Origin of the sequence: Salipiger sp., assembly GCF_048261495.1 — a bacterium.
Classification (GTDB): domain Bacteria; phylum Pseudomonadota; class Alphaproteobacteria; order Rhodobacterales; family Rhodobacteraceae; genus Salipiger.
The window spans coordinates 573,606-586,427 of sequence record NZ_JBLXFX010000001.1 but is presented as its reverse complement, the minus strand read 5'-3'; the positions used below and the strand labels follow the sequence as shown (position 1 = coordinate 586,427).

The window sequence follows — 12,822 nt, the reverse complement described above, 5'->3', positions numbered from 1 at the left end:
CACGGCGGCCGGACGGGCCGGCGCGCGCGCCTACTGGGCCGCCTGCAGCAACTCGGACTGGCTGTCGCCGTAGAGGTAGTCCCGCGTCACCGGCACCGCGTACTGCCGGTGCGACAGCTGGAGGTGAAAGACCCCCTGGCGGGTTTCCTCGAACGCCGCCTCGCAGACCGCGAGATAGAAGCGCCACATCCGCACGAAGGTCTCGTCGTACATCTCGCGCACCTCGGGCAGCGCCGCCTCGAACCGGGACCGCCAGTGATGCAGGGTCGGGCCGTAATGGCCGCGCAGCACCTCGATGTCGGCGGCCCAGAGATTTGTCTTCTCGATCGAGCGGGACACTTCGGAAAGCGACGGGATGTAGCCGCCGGGAAAGATGTAGGTGTCGATCCAGTTCGAGGTCGCGATCGGCGGGGTGACATGGCCGATGCTGTGGATCAGCGCGATGCCGTCATCGGCGAGCAGTTCACCGACCTTGGAGAAATAGACGTCGAGCTGCGGATAGCCCACGTGCTCCAGCATCCCGACGCTGACGATCCGGTCGAAGGTCTCCTCGACCTCGCGGTAATCCTGAAGGCGGAACTCCACCCGGTCGGACAGCCCCGCCTCCTCGGCGCGCTGCCGGGCGGTGGCAAGCTGGTTTTCCGACAGCGTCACCCCGAGGACCTGCACGCCGTAATCCCGCGCCAGCGTCAGGGCCATCCCGCCCCAGCCGCAGCCGATGTCCAGCACCCGCATCCCCGGACGCAACAGGAGCTTTTGCGCGATATGCGCCTTCTTTGCCGCTTGCGCATCTTCGAGCGTCATGTCGGGCCGGGCGAAATAGGCGCAGGAATACTGCATGTCCCGGTCCAGAAAGAGCCGGTAGAGCTCGTCGGAAATGTCGTAGTGATGGTGGACGTTCTTCTGCGACCGCGCCGGGTTGTTGCGCTGTTCGATCCCGCGGGTCCAGCCCCGCACCGCCTGCACCGCGTTGAACCACTTGGGCATCGTTCCCGCCTGCTGGTTCCGTACCAGCAGCGCCAGAAGATCGTAGAGCGCATCCGGCGGACATTCGAGCCGCCCGTCCATGTAGCCCTCGCCGAGCGCGAGCACCGGCTTCTGGCTCAGATCCTTGAGGATGGTATCATCGGTGAGCGTGACCTCGGCGTCCGGGCCGTTGCCCGGTCCGTACAGGGTGGCTGTGCCATCGGGCCAGTTCACGCGCAGCCGACCCACCACGATCAGCCGTTGCAACATCTTGTCGAGCACGGTTTTCCACATGCCGAAACCCCCGGTCGTATACTTTCTCCATTGAAACGTCCCAAAACGTCCGAACTCGTGAAATTGTTCCGAAAGGATACGACAAACGCCGTTTCCGGCCAATTCCGCACGGGCTTCCCTTGACTTCCAGAGCGCCGCGCGGTGTATCGGCGCCTAACTTTCCGGCACGTTTCAAAGGGCATTCACCATGCACGCCTACCGCACGCATACCTGCGCCGACCTCACCAAGGCGAACGTGGGCGATACCGTCCGCCTCTCGGGCTGGGTGAACCGCATCCGCGATCACGGCGGCATCCTGTTCATCGACCTGCGCGACCATTACGGCATCACCCAGGTGCTGTGCGACCCGGATTCCCCGGTCTTTTCGCAGGTCGAGAAGGTCCGGTCGGAATGGTGCATCCGCATCGACGGCGAGGTGAAGGCCCGCGACGAGAGCCTGGTGAACCCCAAGCTGCCGACCGGCGAGATCGAGGTCTTCGTTCGCGATATCGAAGTGCTCGGCGCCTCCGAGGAACTGCCGCTGATGGTGTTCGGCGACCAGGAATATCCCGAGGAAACCCGCCTGCGGTATCGCTACCTCGACCTGCGGCGCGAGGCGATGCAGAGGAACATGACCCTGCGCTCGGACGTGGTGCGCTCGATCCGGCAGCGGATGTGGGACAAATCGTTCCGTGAATACCAGACACCGATCATCACTGCCTCGTCGCCCGAAGGTGCGCGCGACTTCCTCGTGCCGTCGCGTCTTCATCCGGGCAAGTTCTACGCGCTGCCGCAGGCACCGCAGCAGTTCAAGCAGCTCATCATGGTGTCGGGCTACGACAAGTATTTCCAGATCGCCCCCTGCTTCCGCGACGAGGACCCGCGCGCCGACCGCTCGCCCACCGACTTCTACCAGCTCGACCTCGAGATGAGCTTCGTCACCCAGCAGGACGTGTTCGACACCGTCGCGCCGGTGATCGCGGGCGTGTTCGAGGAATTCGGCGGCGGCCGCAAGGTCGACGCGCCGGAGAGCTGGGAGCAGATCTCCTACGCCGATTCCGCGCTCTGGTACGGCACCGACAAGCCCGACCTGCGCAACCCGATCAAGATGCAGGTGGTCTCCGAGCATTTCGCCGGGTCCGGTTTCGCGATCTTCGCCAAGCTGCTGGAGCAGGAAGGCACCGAGATCCGCGCCATCCCCGCCCCCACCGGCGGCTCGCGCAAGTTCTGCGACCGGATGAACGCCTTTGCCCAGAAGGAAGGGCTGCCCGGGATGGGCTACATCTTCTGGCGCGAGGCGGATGGCGCCATGGAAGCCGCCGGTCCGCTGGCCAAGAACATCGGCCCCGAGCGCACCGAGGCGATCCGCCAACAGCTCGGCCTTGGCGTCGGGGATGCGGCGTTCTTCCTCGGCGGCAAACCGGCCGCCTTCGAGCGGGTGGCGGGCAAGGCGCGGACCGAGATCGGCAACGAGCTCGGCCTGACCGACACCGACCGCTTCGCCTTTGCCTGGATCGTCGACTTCCCGATGTACGAGGCCGACGAGGAAAGCGGAAAGATCGACTTTTCGCATAACCCGTTCTCGATGCCGCAGGGCGGGCTGGGCGCGCTGTCGGGCGATGCGCTGAAGGTGCTGGGCTACCAGTACGACCTGGCCTGCAACGGCTACGAACTGGTGTCTGGCGCGATCCGGAACCACAAGCCCGAGATCATGTTCAAGGCGTTCGAACTGGCAGGCTACGGCGAGGACGAGGTGCGCAAGCGCTTCGGCGGCATGGTCGGCGCGTTCAAGTTCGGCGCCCCGCCGCACGGCGGCTGTGCTGCGGGCATCGACCGCATCGTGATGCTGCTGGCCGATACCGCCAACATCCGCGAGGTCATCATGTTCCCGATGAACCAGCGCGCCGAGGACCTGATGATGCAGGCGCCCTCCGAGCCGACGACCGATCAGCTCATGGATCTGTCGCTGCGCGTCATCCCGAAGGACTGATCCCGATCCGGGGGGCGGAGGGGGCGCTGCCCCCGTCCCGGCGATGCCGGGACTCCCCCGGGATATTTCGAGCCAGAAGAGGCCGGGGGTGCCGGGGGACGGCCCTTCGGGATCGGTTCCCCCGGTTATCCCTCAGTCTTCGAGGTGGTCCTGCTTCTTTTTCTCGATGAGGCCCATCTCGCGCTTCTTGCGATCCCTGAAGCGCTTGCCGTAGGCGTCGTTCTCCTCTTCGCCCACCACTTTTCTGGCGCGGGTGAACACTTCGTTCTCCTCCTCATCCATGTGGTGCTCGTAATCGTGCTTCAGCGTCTTGAAGCGGGTGAGCCAACCGGGGGAGGACATGTCCATCTCGTTCAGCTCTTCGAGGATCTCGTCCATCTCGGCGTGCTCGTGCACCGAATGGCGGGCCGCATCCTGGCCCCAGGTCTCCTTCATCAGGGCGGAGTAGAATTCCTCCTCCTCGGCGGCGGCGTGGGATTTCACGTCCTTGTAGAAGCTGTCCCAGGCATCGCGGCGCGCGTCGCTGTCGCCGGAGGTTCCGGCGATGGTATCAAGCAGGGCGCGGTGATGGTCGTGATCCTTTCGGATCGCCTCGTAGATGGATGTCATTCTGTCCTCCGCCGGCGGTTCGATGTTACGCAGCGCAACGCGCCGCGCGCGCCTCCGGTTCCCGCGCTTCCCTTGCGGCGCGGTGCGACGGTTTTCCGCCGATGTCACGCAAGAGAGATATGGAGAATCGCCGCGAAGCGCCTAGATTCCGGAGAGACGACAATCACGGGATGCGATGCATGGCCGCCTTCGACCCAATCCTGGCCGATATGCGCTTCGGCTGCGGGCTCTCTCCGGTCATCCCTCCGGCCGGCAGCGCCGAGGCGATGCTCGAGACGCTGGACGGACCCGACCGCGCCGCGGCGCAATACCCGATCGAGGAATTCGACACCTTCCGCCTGCGGATGCAGAAGGCGCTGGAATTCCAGCGTGTCCGGCGCGCGGATCGCGGATCGCCCGAGGCACTGGCCGCCAAGAAGGCGGTGAAGGTGCTCAACAAGGAGGCGCGTCAGGCCCAGTATTTCTGGATGGCGCAGCACTTGGCCCGCCGGATCACGACGGCGGCGCCCTTCCGCGAGCGGCTCGAGGCCTTCTGGGCCGACCATTTCACCGCCACCGGCAAGCAGGCGCTTCTGCGCCGTGCCGGGTCGCCCTATACGCAAAGCGCCATCCGGCCGTTTCTGACGGGCCCCTTCGAAGAGATGCTGATCGCCGCGGTCACCCATCCGCTGATGGTACATTACCTCGACCAGGCGACCTCGGTCGGGCCGCATTCCGCGCTGGCGCAGAAGCGCGGAAGCGGCAGCGGGCTGAACGAGAATCTGGCCCGCGAGGTCATGGAGCTGCACACGCTCGGGGTCGGCGGGCCCTACACGCAGGGCGACGTGCGGGAACTGGCGGAGTTGCTGACCGGGCTGACGATGCACGCCAACACCGGGCGGAAATTCCGCAAGGACATGGCCGAGCCGGGCGCGGAAACGGTGCTGGGCAAGAGCTATGGAGGCGACAATCCGAACCTGCGCGATATCGAGGCGGTGCTGCGCGATCTCGCCCGCCACCCGGCCACGGCGCGCCACCTTGCGGGCAAGCTGGCGCGGCATTTCGTGTCCGACACGCCCGATCCCGCGCTCGTCGACGCGGTGGAACGCGCCCTTGCCGACAGCGGCACCAACCTGCTGGCGGGGTATCGGGCGCTGCTGGGTCATCCGGCGGCGTGGAATACCGAAAACCCGAACGTGAAACCGCCGTTCGATTTCATCTCATCGGCGCTGCGCGCGCTTGTGGTGGAGCCGGAGGCGATCACCTCGCTGAAGGAGGGCGTGTTCCGGACCCGGATCCAGTATCCCATGGTCATGATGGGACATATCTGGCAAAGCCCGGACGGGCCGGACGGGCTCAAGGAAGAGGACAGCGCCTGGATCACCCCGCAGGGGCTGGCCGCGCGGCTGCAATGGGCGGTGACGATGCCCGGCGTGCTGCGCCGCGACCTGCCCGACCCCCGCGATTTCGTGAAGCATGCGCTCGGCCCGCGCGCCACCGTTGCGGTGCAGTTTGCCGCCGAAGCCGCCGAGAGCCGTGGCGACGGCGTGGGGCTGATCCTGGCCTCGCCCGCGTTTCAGAGGATGTGACCGATGGCATCTGATCTTTCCCGACGCGCCTTTCTGAGCCGCACCGCGGCGCTGGGCTGTTCGCTGGCCGCCAGTCCGCTGGTCACGCCGGTGACCTTTGCCGCCACGCCCGGCGAGAACCGCCTGGTCGTCATCATCCTGCGGGGGGCGATGGACGGGCTGGCGACCGTCATGCCCTACGGCGATCCGGAATGGCCCGCGCTGCGCGGCAAGCCGGACCTGTCGGAGACTGGCGCCGCGGACCTGGACGGGTTCTTTGCGATGCACCCGGCATTGAGACCGCTGCTGCCGCTCTGGAAGGACAAACAGCTGGGCTTCGTGCACGCGGTGTCGACCCCCTACCGCGACAAGCGGAGCCATTTCGACGGGCAGGATCTGCTGGAGGCGGGCATCGCCGACCTGTCGCAGGGGCTGACGCGCGACGGCTGGCTGAACCGCATGCTGCAGCATTACCCCGGCGTCGGCACCGAAACCGCCTATGCGGTCGGTCGCGATTCCATGCTCATCCTGTCGGGCGATGCGCCGGTGTCGCGCTGGTCGCCGGAGGTGGACCTGACCCTCAGCCCTCAGGCGCTGCGGCTTGCGGAACTGGTGATGCAGGACGATCCCGCCTTTTCGGCGGCGCTGGCGCAGGCCTTTTCCATTGCCGACAACGACGGCGATGCCGTGGCGTCCGAACTGCGGCCCGGCGAGATGATGGCGATGATGCGGGATGATCAGCGCGCCTCGCGCGGGACGGCCGCCGAAGTGCGGGTCGCGGAATTCGTCGCGCGGCGGCTGCGGGACCAGTCGCGGATCGCCTCGTTTTCGATCAACGGCTGGGACACGCATGACAAGCAGGACAAGCCGCTGGGCCGTGCGCTCGGGGTATTGTCCGAGGTGATCCTGACCCTGCGCAAGGAGTTGGGCGGCCCCGCGTGGAACCGCACCACGGTCGTCGCCATGACGGAATTCGGACGGACCGCCCGCATGAACGGCACCTTGGGAACGGATCACGGCACCGGGGGCGCCATGATCCTTGCCGGGGGGGCGATCCGGGGCGGACAGGTGAGCACGGAGTGGCCCGGCCTGTCCGAGACTTACCTGTATCAACGCCGGGATCTCATGCCGACGCGGGATCTGCGCGCCCATGCGGGCTGGCTCATTCACGGGCTTTTCGGCCTCGACCGGAGCGTGATCGAACGCGACGTCTTTCCGGGTGTCGAGCTTGGTGGCAATCCGGGCCTTCTGCTCTGAACCGCGATCAGATGGCGATACGGTCCGAAAGGCGTTCCTGGACAAGCCCGGCGACCCGGGCGATGTCCACCTTGGTCGGTCGCCCCTCTGCCCGCGCGTCGGCAAGGCGGACCGCCGCGGTTTCGAGCGCACGGTCCCCGGCACTATGGGCGACCCCGCGCAGGAACTGCGTCACGTAGTCGAGCATCCGTTCGTCCGAATCGTCGCCGAGAACATCGGCGGCATGGGCCATGTCGTCGCGATAGGCCAACGGGTCCGGGCGCACCGGATCGTCGGATACCATGCGCAGTCCCTTCGGCTGGCGCTCATGGGGCAGTTGCGCGATGATCGCGTTCTGGAAGGCGATGACGCTCGACACCGGTTTGGGCAGGAAATCGTCCGCCCCGGCAGCGAGCGCGACATCCTCCGCGAAACTGTCGCCGCTGGTGCCAAGCAGCACGCTGACGCGCGGCACCGTGCCCGAGAGTTCCGAAATCAGCTCCGCCCCGGACCCGTCGGGCAGGCCGAGATCGACGATCACCACGGTCGGGCGATAGACCATCAGATGCCGCCGCGCCGAGGCCAGGCAATCCGCCCGGCGGATGCGGGCACCGCTGCGCAGACACATGAGGCGCATCGCGTCGCAGGCAAAGCGGCTGTCTTCCACAACAAGTACCGTCATTCCCAGAAGCGGCCGCGTCGCGGTCGGTCGGGGGACGGGATCGAAAATGTCCGAGTCGGTCATGTCATCCCTCCATAAACCTGGGACGAGCATTCCCCACATATCCCTAACGGGCGGTAAACACCCCCGGCATTCGGCCAGGATTCAGCAGGGGCCGCGGGCGGGGTCGCAAGGGCGGTCCCGACCGGGGCGCCATGCGCGGTGAATGGACGCGCCCGGCTTGCGAAGACCGGCGCGCAGGGCATAAGCAGGTGCAACAACCCTTCCTGACCGGAGAGCTTCATCATGATCGGACGCCTCAACCACGTTGCCATCGCCGTGCCCGACCTTGAGGCCGCCATGGCCCAGTACCGGGATTCGCTCGGGGCGAATGTCGGAGCGCCGCAGGACGAACCCGACCACGGCGTGACCGTGGTGTTCATCGAACTGCCCAACACCAAGATCGAGCTTCTCTATCCGCTGGGCGACGATTCCCCGATCAGGGGTTTTCTCGAAAAGAACCCCTCGGGCGGCATTCACCATGTCTGCTACGAGGTCGACGACATCCTCGTGGCCCGCGATCACCTGAAGTCGCAGGGCGCGCGGGTTCTCGGCTCCGGCGAACCCAAGATCGGCGCCCACGGCAAACCCGTCCTGTTCCTGCATCCCAAGGATTTCCAGGGAACGCTGGTGGAACTGGAACAGGTCTGACCGGCGGCCGGGGGATCACGACATGGGAATCACATCCGGCATCGTGCTTTTCGCCGTCATCTGGTTCATGACCTTCCTGGTCGTGATCCCGTTCCGGCTGGTGACACAGGGCGATCGCGGCGAGATCGTCGAGGGCACCCACGCGGGCAGCCCCGAGGTGCACAATCTCAAGCGCAAGGCCTGGATCACCACGGGCATTTCCGTGGTGCTCTGGGCGATCATCGCGACGGTGATCCTGTCCGGCGCGATCTCGGTCCGCGACATCGACGGGTGGATGTTCAACCGGATGGGCCCGCCGACCGGGCAATAGGCGCTCAGGCGGGGACGCGCCGCGCCTGAAGCCGGTGGAAGATGTGGGTGAAGGTGGCCGCCCCGAGAATCGGTATCAGCAGGTTCACCAGCGGCACCGACAGCGGCACCGCCATCAGCACCCCGGCGATCCAGATCGCCGCCATGTGACGGCGCCGCAGCACCGCCGCCTGCTCGCGCCCCACGCGCCGGATCGCCGCCAGGGTGAAATATTCCCGCCCCAGAAGAAAGCCGTTCAGCCCCCAGAAGATGAACGGCGCGAAGGGGGCGAAGAAGATGTAGAGCACCAGCGCGAGGATGTTCGCGCCGATCAGAACCCCGAGAAAACTCAGGCTGTCCCGCAGGTTGTCGGCCAGCGACAATTCCTGCGCGGGGGGGAGACCGGGATAGTGGCGATCCTCGACCGCCTGCGCCACGTCATCCAGAAAGAACCCGGTGATGGCCGAGGCCACGGGCACCATCAGGAACACCGACAACAGCAGCATGAGCGGCACGGCGCCCCAGCTTATGACATTGTCGACCCAGCCCACCTCGCCGATCCAGGGAAGGGACACGCTGTCGCCGACGACAAGGCCGACGGACCAGACGAAGATCGCGTAGAAGGCGACGAAAATGGCGATGGTGATGCCGAGCCCCTTCAGCAGGACCGAGCGGAACCGCGAGTCCCCGATCTGGCCCAACGCGGCGAGAAAGGCCGACAGGATCATGCCGACACCCAGCTGGCCTTGGTTGCCAGATCCGGGCGCGGGCGATCCGGAGGCGCGGCGCCTTCCGTCCCGAGATGGATGAACCCGGCGATGCGCTCTGCGGCGCTCAGACCCAGTTCCTGCTCGACGAAGGGACGGTCATGCGCGATCCAGCCGGTCAGCCAGTTCGCGCCCCAGCCCGAGGCCAGCGCGGCGTTGAGAAGCGACAGGCAGACGGCCCCGGCGGAATAGGTCTGCTCGATCGCCGGAATCTTGGGGCTGTCCTGCGGAGATTCGACAACCGCCACGCAGAGATGGCTGTCGGCGAATTGACGGCGCCCCTTGTCCGCGGTCTCCGGATCGAGGCCCAGCGCCTCGCCCCGCGCGGCGGCGACGGTCGCCAGCCGGCCGAGCGCCGCGTCCTGCAGGACGATGAAGCGCCAGGGTTCCAGCTTGCCGTGATCGGGCGTGCGCGCGGCGGCGGTCAGCAGGGTGATCAGCTCATCCCTGTCCGGGGCGGGCGCTTTCAGTGTCTTGGCAGGGCGCGAGCGCCGCGTCAGAAGAAAGTCCAGCGCCTCGGAATTTCGGGTGAGCATGTCGGTCTCCTTGTCGTTCGGCCCTTATGTCATCCCTGCGGCACCGGGATTCAAGCACTTGCACCCCCGACCGCGCATTTCGCACGACGGGGACCGGGAAGAGGAGACGGATCATGGCCGACGCGCCGCTCGGACACCTGGCCATACCGGGCCGCCTGCTCGACGTGCGGGTGACGCCCGGCGCGGCGCGCGACGACATCCGGGAAGAGGACGGCACGCTTCGGGTCCGGGTGACGGTGGCGCCGGAGAACGGCAAGGCGAATGCCGCCGTGCTGAAACTGATGGCAAAGGCGCTTGGCGTGCCGAAATCCCGGCTCACGCTGCTGCGCGGCGCGACCTCGCGAAACAAGCAGATCCGGGTCGAACCCTGACCGGCCGCCGTCAGCCCGACTTGCGGCTGTAGACACCCTCGGGAAGCGAGATGGCCGCGGCGAGATCCCGCATCTGGGCAAGCGACAGCGTGATCCGGTTCACCTTGTCGGTGCGGGGATCGTATTGCTCGACCGTGACGCAATCCTCGAAACCCGAGACGATCACGTCTTCCTGCAGGTAGTTTGCCCCCTCGTCCACGAGGGTGACAACGGTGGCGTCGAATTCGTGCTCTATGCTGAACATGAGGCGAGCGTAGCCAATCGAATTGCCCGGCGCCAGCCCTTCGACGCGCGGGACACCGCGAAGTGAGTCCTAGGCACTGGCGCCGGGCGGGGGAGCCGCCTATCGTGCGGACAGACGCGACAGGATGATGCCTTGTACAAACCACTTTCCCTAATTTCGGTTGCTCTCCTGGCCCTTGCCGCCTGCGAGCCCGTCCCGACCATATCGTCCCAACCGCAGCGATCCGACGCCGAGACCCTGTTCGGAATGCATGGCAGCGGGCCGGTCCAGCAGCGGGCCGAACGGGCGGCGCGGCAGTTCGTCGCCGTGGCCCGCGCGGTGGAGCCGGTGGCCGAGGCCGAATGCCGCCGCGTCGGCGCCGGGAATTGCGATTTCCTGATCGCCGTCGACGACAGCCCTGCCGAAGAGCCGAACGCCTTTCAGACCGTCGACCGGCAGGGACGGCCCGTCATCGCCTTCAACCTGCCGCTGATCCTGTCCGTGCAGAACGCGGACGAGCTGGCCTTCGTCATGGGTCACGAGACCTCGCACCACATCCTCGGGCACCTGAACCGGATCCAGAAGGATGCGGAAGTCGGCGCGATCATCTTTTCCGGACTCGCTGCCATGTCGGGCGCCGATGCACAGACCGTGCGCTCTGCCGAGGAATTCGGCGCCTCCGTCGGCGCGCGCACCTACTCCAAGGATTACGAGCTGGAAGCTGACCAGCTCGGAACCGTCATCACCATGCGCTCGGGCTACGATCCCGTGCTCGGGGCGCAGTTCTTTGTCCGGTTGCCCGACCCCGGGAACCGTTTCCTCGGCTCGCACCCGCCCAATGCCGCCCGGATCGAGATCGTGCGCCGGACCGCCGCAGCCTTCTGACCGGCCCCGCGCCCGGTCCTTGACCTGCATCAAGGGAGGGTCGCCTTCCGCCTGCTACCTTTCCTCCTGCCCGACCGGGGCCGGAACAGGAGAGCGCAGGATGCCCACGACCGAAGACATCAAGCGGCACGCGGATCTGGTGGACCGCATGGTCACGACCCTCGGCATCGACCTGGAAGACAGGATGCTGGCCGGCGCGCTCGATTTCACCCGGCTCGAGAATGCTGTCCTCGGCTGCACGGCATGCACGCAGAGCGATGCCTGCGAAACCTGGCTGGCCGGGACCGCCTCCCCTGCCGCGCGGCCGCCGGGCTATTGCCGCAACGCCGATCTGTTCGCCAAGCTCGCCAAGCTGCCGACGGACGGGGCCTGAGCGGATGGAGAAGCCACCGGCCATGCACGACGCCACCTTCCCGCGACCGCTGGGCGATGAAACCGAACACTATTGGCTGGTACAGCGCATGGCGCGGGCGACCGGCACCGATGTGATCGCCGCCGCCGGCACCGGTCTGCTGGATCAGGAGGCTTGGGCCGCCATGATAGAGCGCTGCCGCGGCTGCACCTGGACCGACGAGTGCCGACGCTGGCTCGACCGCCCGGAAGAACGGACTCGACCGACGCCGCGTCCCTGCCTCAATCGCACCGGATTCGAGGCCCTGCGCCGGACGTCAGGGGACTGACCGTCCGAAGCACATCGCCCCCTATGCCATCCGCCGGGAAAGGCCGCGCCCCTACTCGGGGCGCAGGCTCCGCGCGGATTCCTTCATGAGGTCGTACTGACCGCCGGGACGGAAGCGCCAGAGGTAGTCCGGCAACACCGCCTCGGTCGAGGTGGGGGTGATTCCCAGGTCGGCAAAGCCCTTTGCCCCCTCCGACACCACGTTGTCGGATTTCAGCATCTCCACCTGGTCACGGGTGATCTGCGCCGGGAACAGGCCGCCGGTCAGGGTCTGGAGCAGTTCGAAGCTCCCCCCCATCATCGAGGCCAGCCCGAAGGGCAGATTGACGATCAGCTTGCGGCGACGGATCACCGACAGCATCTCGTTGATGAAGGTCCGCAGCGTCTCGACATCGGGCCCGCCGAGTTCGTAGATCCCCGGCGCCGCCTCGCCCGTGACGCCCATCGCCGCGGCATGGGCAACGTCGTCGACGTAGACCGGCTGGAACTTTGCCTCCGCGCCGACCAGCGGCAGGACGGGCCCCATGCGGGACATGCCGGCAAAGCGGTTGAAGAATTCATCGTCCGGCCCGAAAATCACCGACGGACGCAGGATCACGGCGCCGGGCATGTGCGCCAGCACCGCCTCTTCGCCCATCCCCTTGGAGCGCGCATAACCGCTGGCGGCGTCCTTGTCCGCGCCGATGGCCGACAGCAGCACCATCTTGCCGACGCCCATCTCGGCGGCGATGCGGGCAATCCGCTCGGCGCCCTCGTGCTGGATCGCGTCGAAACTGTTCTTGCCCTTCGCATCGAAGGTGCCGACGCAATCGACAACCGCATCCGCGCCATGCATCACGCTGCGCACGGAGTCATCGTCGCGAATGTTGCAGAGCACCGGCTCCACCTGGCCGACCACGCCGTAGGGCTTCACGAAGATCGCTTCGTTCGGTCGGCGGACCGCCACGCGCACGCGCCATCCGAGCTTGGCCAGGCGTCTTGCGATATGACGGCCGACGAAACCGGACCCTCCGTAGATGGTGACGAGTTTGCTCATGTGGCTGGCTCCCGCTGGGTCTCTTCTTCGAGACCTGAATACCC

Annotated in this window: 16 protein-coding genes; 9 read left to right on the top strand and 7 right to left on the bottom strand. The window is 66.6% G+C overall.

Annotated elements, in window-relative coordinates:
• Positions 1-30 precede the first annotated feature (30 nt).
• Positions 31-1,260 carry a class I SAM-dependent methyltransferase gene (locus ACN0RJ_RS02715; protein ID WP_417723342.1) on the bottom strand — a complete coding sequence of 410 codons (1,230 nt, stop codon included), beginning with the start codon at positions 1,258-1,260 and terminating at the stop codon, positions 31-33.
• A 187-nt stretch (positions 1,261-1,447) separates the two neighbouring features.
• On the opposite strand from ACN0RJ_RS02715, the gene aspS reads away from it, so the two are divergent.
• Positions 1,448-3,229 (top strand): aspartate--tRNA ligase, encoded by a 1,782-nt coding sequence (aspS, locus tag ACN0RJ_RS02710; protein ID WP_417723341.1) that lies wholly within the window; start codon positions 1,448-1,450, stop codon positions 3,227-3,229.
• 132 nt (positions 3,230-3,361) lie between these two features.
• Here the strand turns inward: aspS and ACN0RJ_RS02705 are convergent, their stop codons facing one another.
• The gene (locus ACN0RJ_RS02705) at positions 3,362-3,838 is read right to left on the bottom strand and encodes a hemerythrin domain-containing protein (protein ID WP_417723340.1); all 477 of its coding nucleotides are present in this window, start codon (positions 3,836-3,838) and stop codon (positions 3,362-3,364) included.
• Between the two features lie 179 nt (positions 3,839-4,017).
• Here ACN0RJ_RS02705 and ACN0RJ_RS02700 point away from each other — a divergent pair, with 179 nt between their 5' ends.
• Entirely contained in the window at positions 4,018-5,406 is a 1,389-nt protein-coding gene (locus ACN0RJ_RS02700) for a DUF1800 domain-containing protein (protein ID WP_417723339.1), read from the top strand.
• 3 nt (positions 5,407-5,409) lie between these two features.
• Positions 5,410-6,642 carry a DUF1501 domain-containing protein gene (locus ACN0RJ_RS02695; RefSeq protein ID WP_417723338.1) on the top strand — a complete coding sequence of 411 codons (1,233 nt, stop codon included), beginning with the start codon at positions 5,410-5,412 and terminating at the stop codon, positions 6,640-6,642.
• A gap of 7 nt (positions 6,643-6,649) precedes the next feature.
• Here the strand turns inward: ACN0RJ_RS02695 and ACN0RJ_RS02690 are convergent, their stop codons facing one another.
• The gene (locus tag ACN0RJ_RS02690; protein ID WP_417718482.1) at positions 6,650-7,366 is read right to left on the bottom strand and encodes a response regulator; all 717 of its coding nucleotides are present in this window, start codon (positions 7,364-7,366) and stop codon (positions 6,650-6,652) included.
• A gap of 222 nt (positions 7,367-7,588) precedes the next feature.
• Here ACN0RJ_RS02690 and mce point away from each other — a divergent pair, with 222 nt between their 5' ends.
• Positions 7,589-7,993, top strand: coding sequence for a methylmalonyl-CoA epimerase (gene mce, locus ACN0RJ_RS02685; protein WP_417723337.1), 405 nt, complete (start codon positions 7,589-7,591; stop codon positions 7,991-7,993).
• A gap of 22 nt (positions 7,994-8,015) precedes the next feature.
• Entirely contained in the window at positions 8,016-8,303 is a 288-nt protein-coding gene (locus ACN0RJ_RS02680; protein WP_417718484.1) for a DUF1467 family protein, read from the top strand.
• Positions 8,304-8,307: 4 nt separating this feature from the next.
• On the opposite strand, the gene ACN0RJ_RS02675 is transcribed toward ACN0RJ_RS02680, so the two are convergent.
• Together ACN0RJ_RS02675 and ACN0RJ_RS02670 are read right to left on the bottom strand one after the other, a co-directional pair.
• The gene (locus ACN0RJ_RS02675) at positions 8,308-9,009 is read right to left on the bottom strand and encodes an EI24 domain-containing protein (RefSeq protein ID WP_417718485.1); all 702 of its coding nucleotides are present in this window, start codon (positions 9,007-9,009) and stop codon (positions 8,308-8,310) included.
• Positions 9,006-9,584, bottom strand: coding sequence for a nitroreductase (locus ACN0RJ_RS02670; RefSeq protein ID WP_417723336.1), 579 nt, complete (start codon positions 9,582-9,584; stop codon positions 9,006-9,008). The genes ACN0RJ_RS02675 and ACN0RJ_RS02670 overlap by 4 nt, the downstream gene beginning before the upstream one ends.
• 113 nt (positions 9,585-9,697) lie before the next feature.
• On the opposite strand from ACN0RJ_RS02670, the gene ACN0RJ_RS02665 reads away from it, so the two are divergent.
• Positions 9,698-9,955, top strand: coding sequence for a DUF167 domain-containing protein (locus ACN0RJ_RS02665; protein ID WP_417723335.1), 258 nt, complete (start codon positions 9,698-9,700; stop codon positions 9,953-9,955).
• Positions 9,956-9,965: 10 nt separating this feature from the next.
• On the opposite strand, the gene ACN0RJ_RS02660 is transcribed toward ACN0RJ_RS02665, so the two are convergent.
• The gene (locus ACN0RJ_RS02660) at positions 9,966-10,199 is read right to left on the bottom strand and encodes a hypothetical protein (protein ID WP_417718488.1); all 234 of its coding nucleotides are present in this window, start codon (positions 10,197-10,199) and stop codon (positions 9,966-9,968) included.
• 246 nt (positions 10,200-10,445) lie between these two features.
• On the opposite strand from ACN0RJ_RS02660, the gene ACN0RJ_RS02655 reads away from it, so the two are divergent.
• From ACN0RJ_RS02655 to ACN0RJ_RS02645, 3 genes are all read left to right on the top strand, one after another.
• A complete protein-coding gene (locus ACN0RJ_RS02655) occupies positions 10,446-11,063 on the top strand; it encodes a M48 family metallopeptidase (protein ID WP_417718489.1) in 618 nt (205 codons plus the stop codon).
• 100 nt (positions 11,064-11,163) lie between these two features.
• Complete coding sequence (locus ACN0RJ_RS02650; RefSeq protein WP_417723334.1) at positions 11,164-11,436, top strand: DUF6455 family protein; 273 nt, start codon at positions 11,164-11,166, stop codon at positions 11,434-11,436.
• Positions 11,437-11,458: 22 nt separating this feature from the next.
• Positions 11,459-11,743, top strand: a complete 285-nt coding sequence (locus tag ACN0RJ_RS02645) for a DUF6455 family protein (RefSeq protein WP_417723333.1) — start codon at positions 11,459-11,461, stop codon at positions 11,741-11,743.
• A 51-nt stretch (positions 11,744-11,794) separates the two neighbouring features.
• Here ACN0RJ_RS02645 and ACN0RJ_RS02640 read toward each other — a convergent pair whose 3' ends face one another.
• A complete protein-coding gene (locus tag ACN0RJ_RS02640; RefSeq protein ID WP_417718492.1) occupies positions 11,795-12,778 on the bottom strand; it encodes a complex I NDUFA9 subunit family protein in 984 nt (327 codons plus the stop codon).
• Between the last annotated feature and the right edge of the window lie 44 nt (positions 12,779-12,822).

What these genes read in the sequence shown, in the direction of transcription:
- ACN0RJ_RS02715 (WP_417723342.1), bottom strand. Translation starts at nt 1,260, where the DNA reads ATGTGGAAAACCGTGCTCGACAAGATGTTGCAACGGCTGATCGTGGTG.
- aspS (WP_417723341.1), top strand. Translation starts at nt 1,448, where the DNA reads ATGCACGCCTACCGCACGCATACCTGCGCCGACCTCACCAAGGCGAAC.
- ACN0RJ_RS02705 (WP_417723340.1), bottom strand. Translation starts at nt 3,838, where the DNA reads ATGACATCCATCTACGAGGCGATCCGAAAGGATCACGACCATCACCGC.
- ACN0RJ_RS02700 (WP_417723339.1), top strand. Translation starts at nt 4,018, where the DNA reads ATGGCCGCCTTCGACCCAATCCTGGCCGATATGCGCTTCGGCTGCGGG.
- ACN0RJ_RS02695 (WP_417723338.1), top strand. Translation starts at nt 5,410, where the DNA reads ATGGCATCTGATCTTTCCCGACGCGCCTTTCTGAGCCGCACCGCGGCG.
- ACN0RJ_RS02690 (WP_417718482.1), bottom strand. Translation starts at nt 7,366, where the DNA reads ATGACCGACTCGGACATTTTCGATCCCGTCCCCCGACCGACCGCGACG.
- mce (WP_417723337.1), top strand. Translation starts at nt 7,589, where the DNA reads ATGATCGGACGCCTCAACCACGTTGCCATCGCCGTGCCCGACCTTGAG.
- ACN0RJ_RS02680 (WP_417718484.1), top strand. Translation starts at nt 8,016, where the DNA reads ATGGGAATCACATCCGGCATCGTGCTTTTCGCCGTCATCTGGTTCATG.
- ACN0RJ_RS02675 (WP_417718485.1), bottom strand. Translation starts at nt 9,009, where the DNA reads ATGATCCTGTCGGCCTTTCTCGCCGCGTTGGGCCAGATCGGGGACTCG.
- ACN0RJ_RS02670 (WP_417723336.1), bottom strand. Translation starts at nt 9,584, where the DNA reads ATGCTCACCCGAAATTCCGAGGCGCTGGACTTTCTTCTGACGCGGCGC.
- ACN0RJ_RS02665 (WP_417723335.1), top strand. Translation starts at nt 9,698, where the DNA reads ATGGCCGACGCGCCGCTCGGACACCTGGCCATACCGGGCCGCCTGCTC.
- ACN0RJ_RS02660 (WP_417718488.1), bottom strand. Translation starts at nt 10,199, where the DNA reads ATGTTCAGCATAGAGCACGAATTCGACGCCACCGTTGTCACCCTCGTG.
- ACN0RJ_RS02655 (WP_417718489.1), top strand. Translation starts at nt 10,446, where the DNA reads ATGCATGGCAGCGGGCCGGTCCAGCAGCGGGCCGAACGGGCGGCGCGG.
- ACN0RJ_RS02650 (WP_417723334.1), top strand. Translation starts at nt 11,164, where the DNA reads ATGCCCACGACCGAAGACATCAAGCGGCACGCGGATCTGGTGGACCGC.
- ACN0RJ_RS02645 (WP_417723333.1), top strand. Translation starts at nt 11,459, where the DNA reads ATGCACGACGCCACCTTCCCGCGACCGCTGGGCGATGAAACCGAACAC.
- ACN0RJ_RS02640 (WP_417718492.1), bottom strand. Translation starts at nt 12,778, where the DNA reads ATGAGCAAACTCGTCACCATCTACGGAGGGTCCGGTTTCGTCGGCCGT.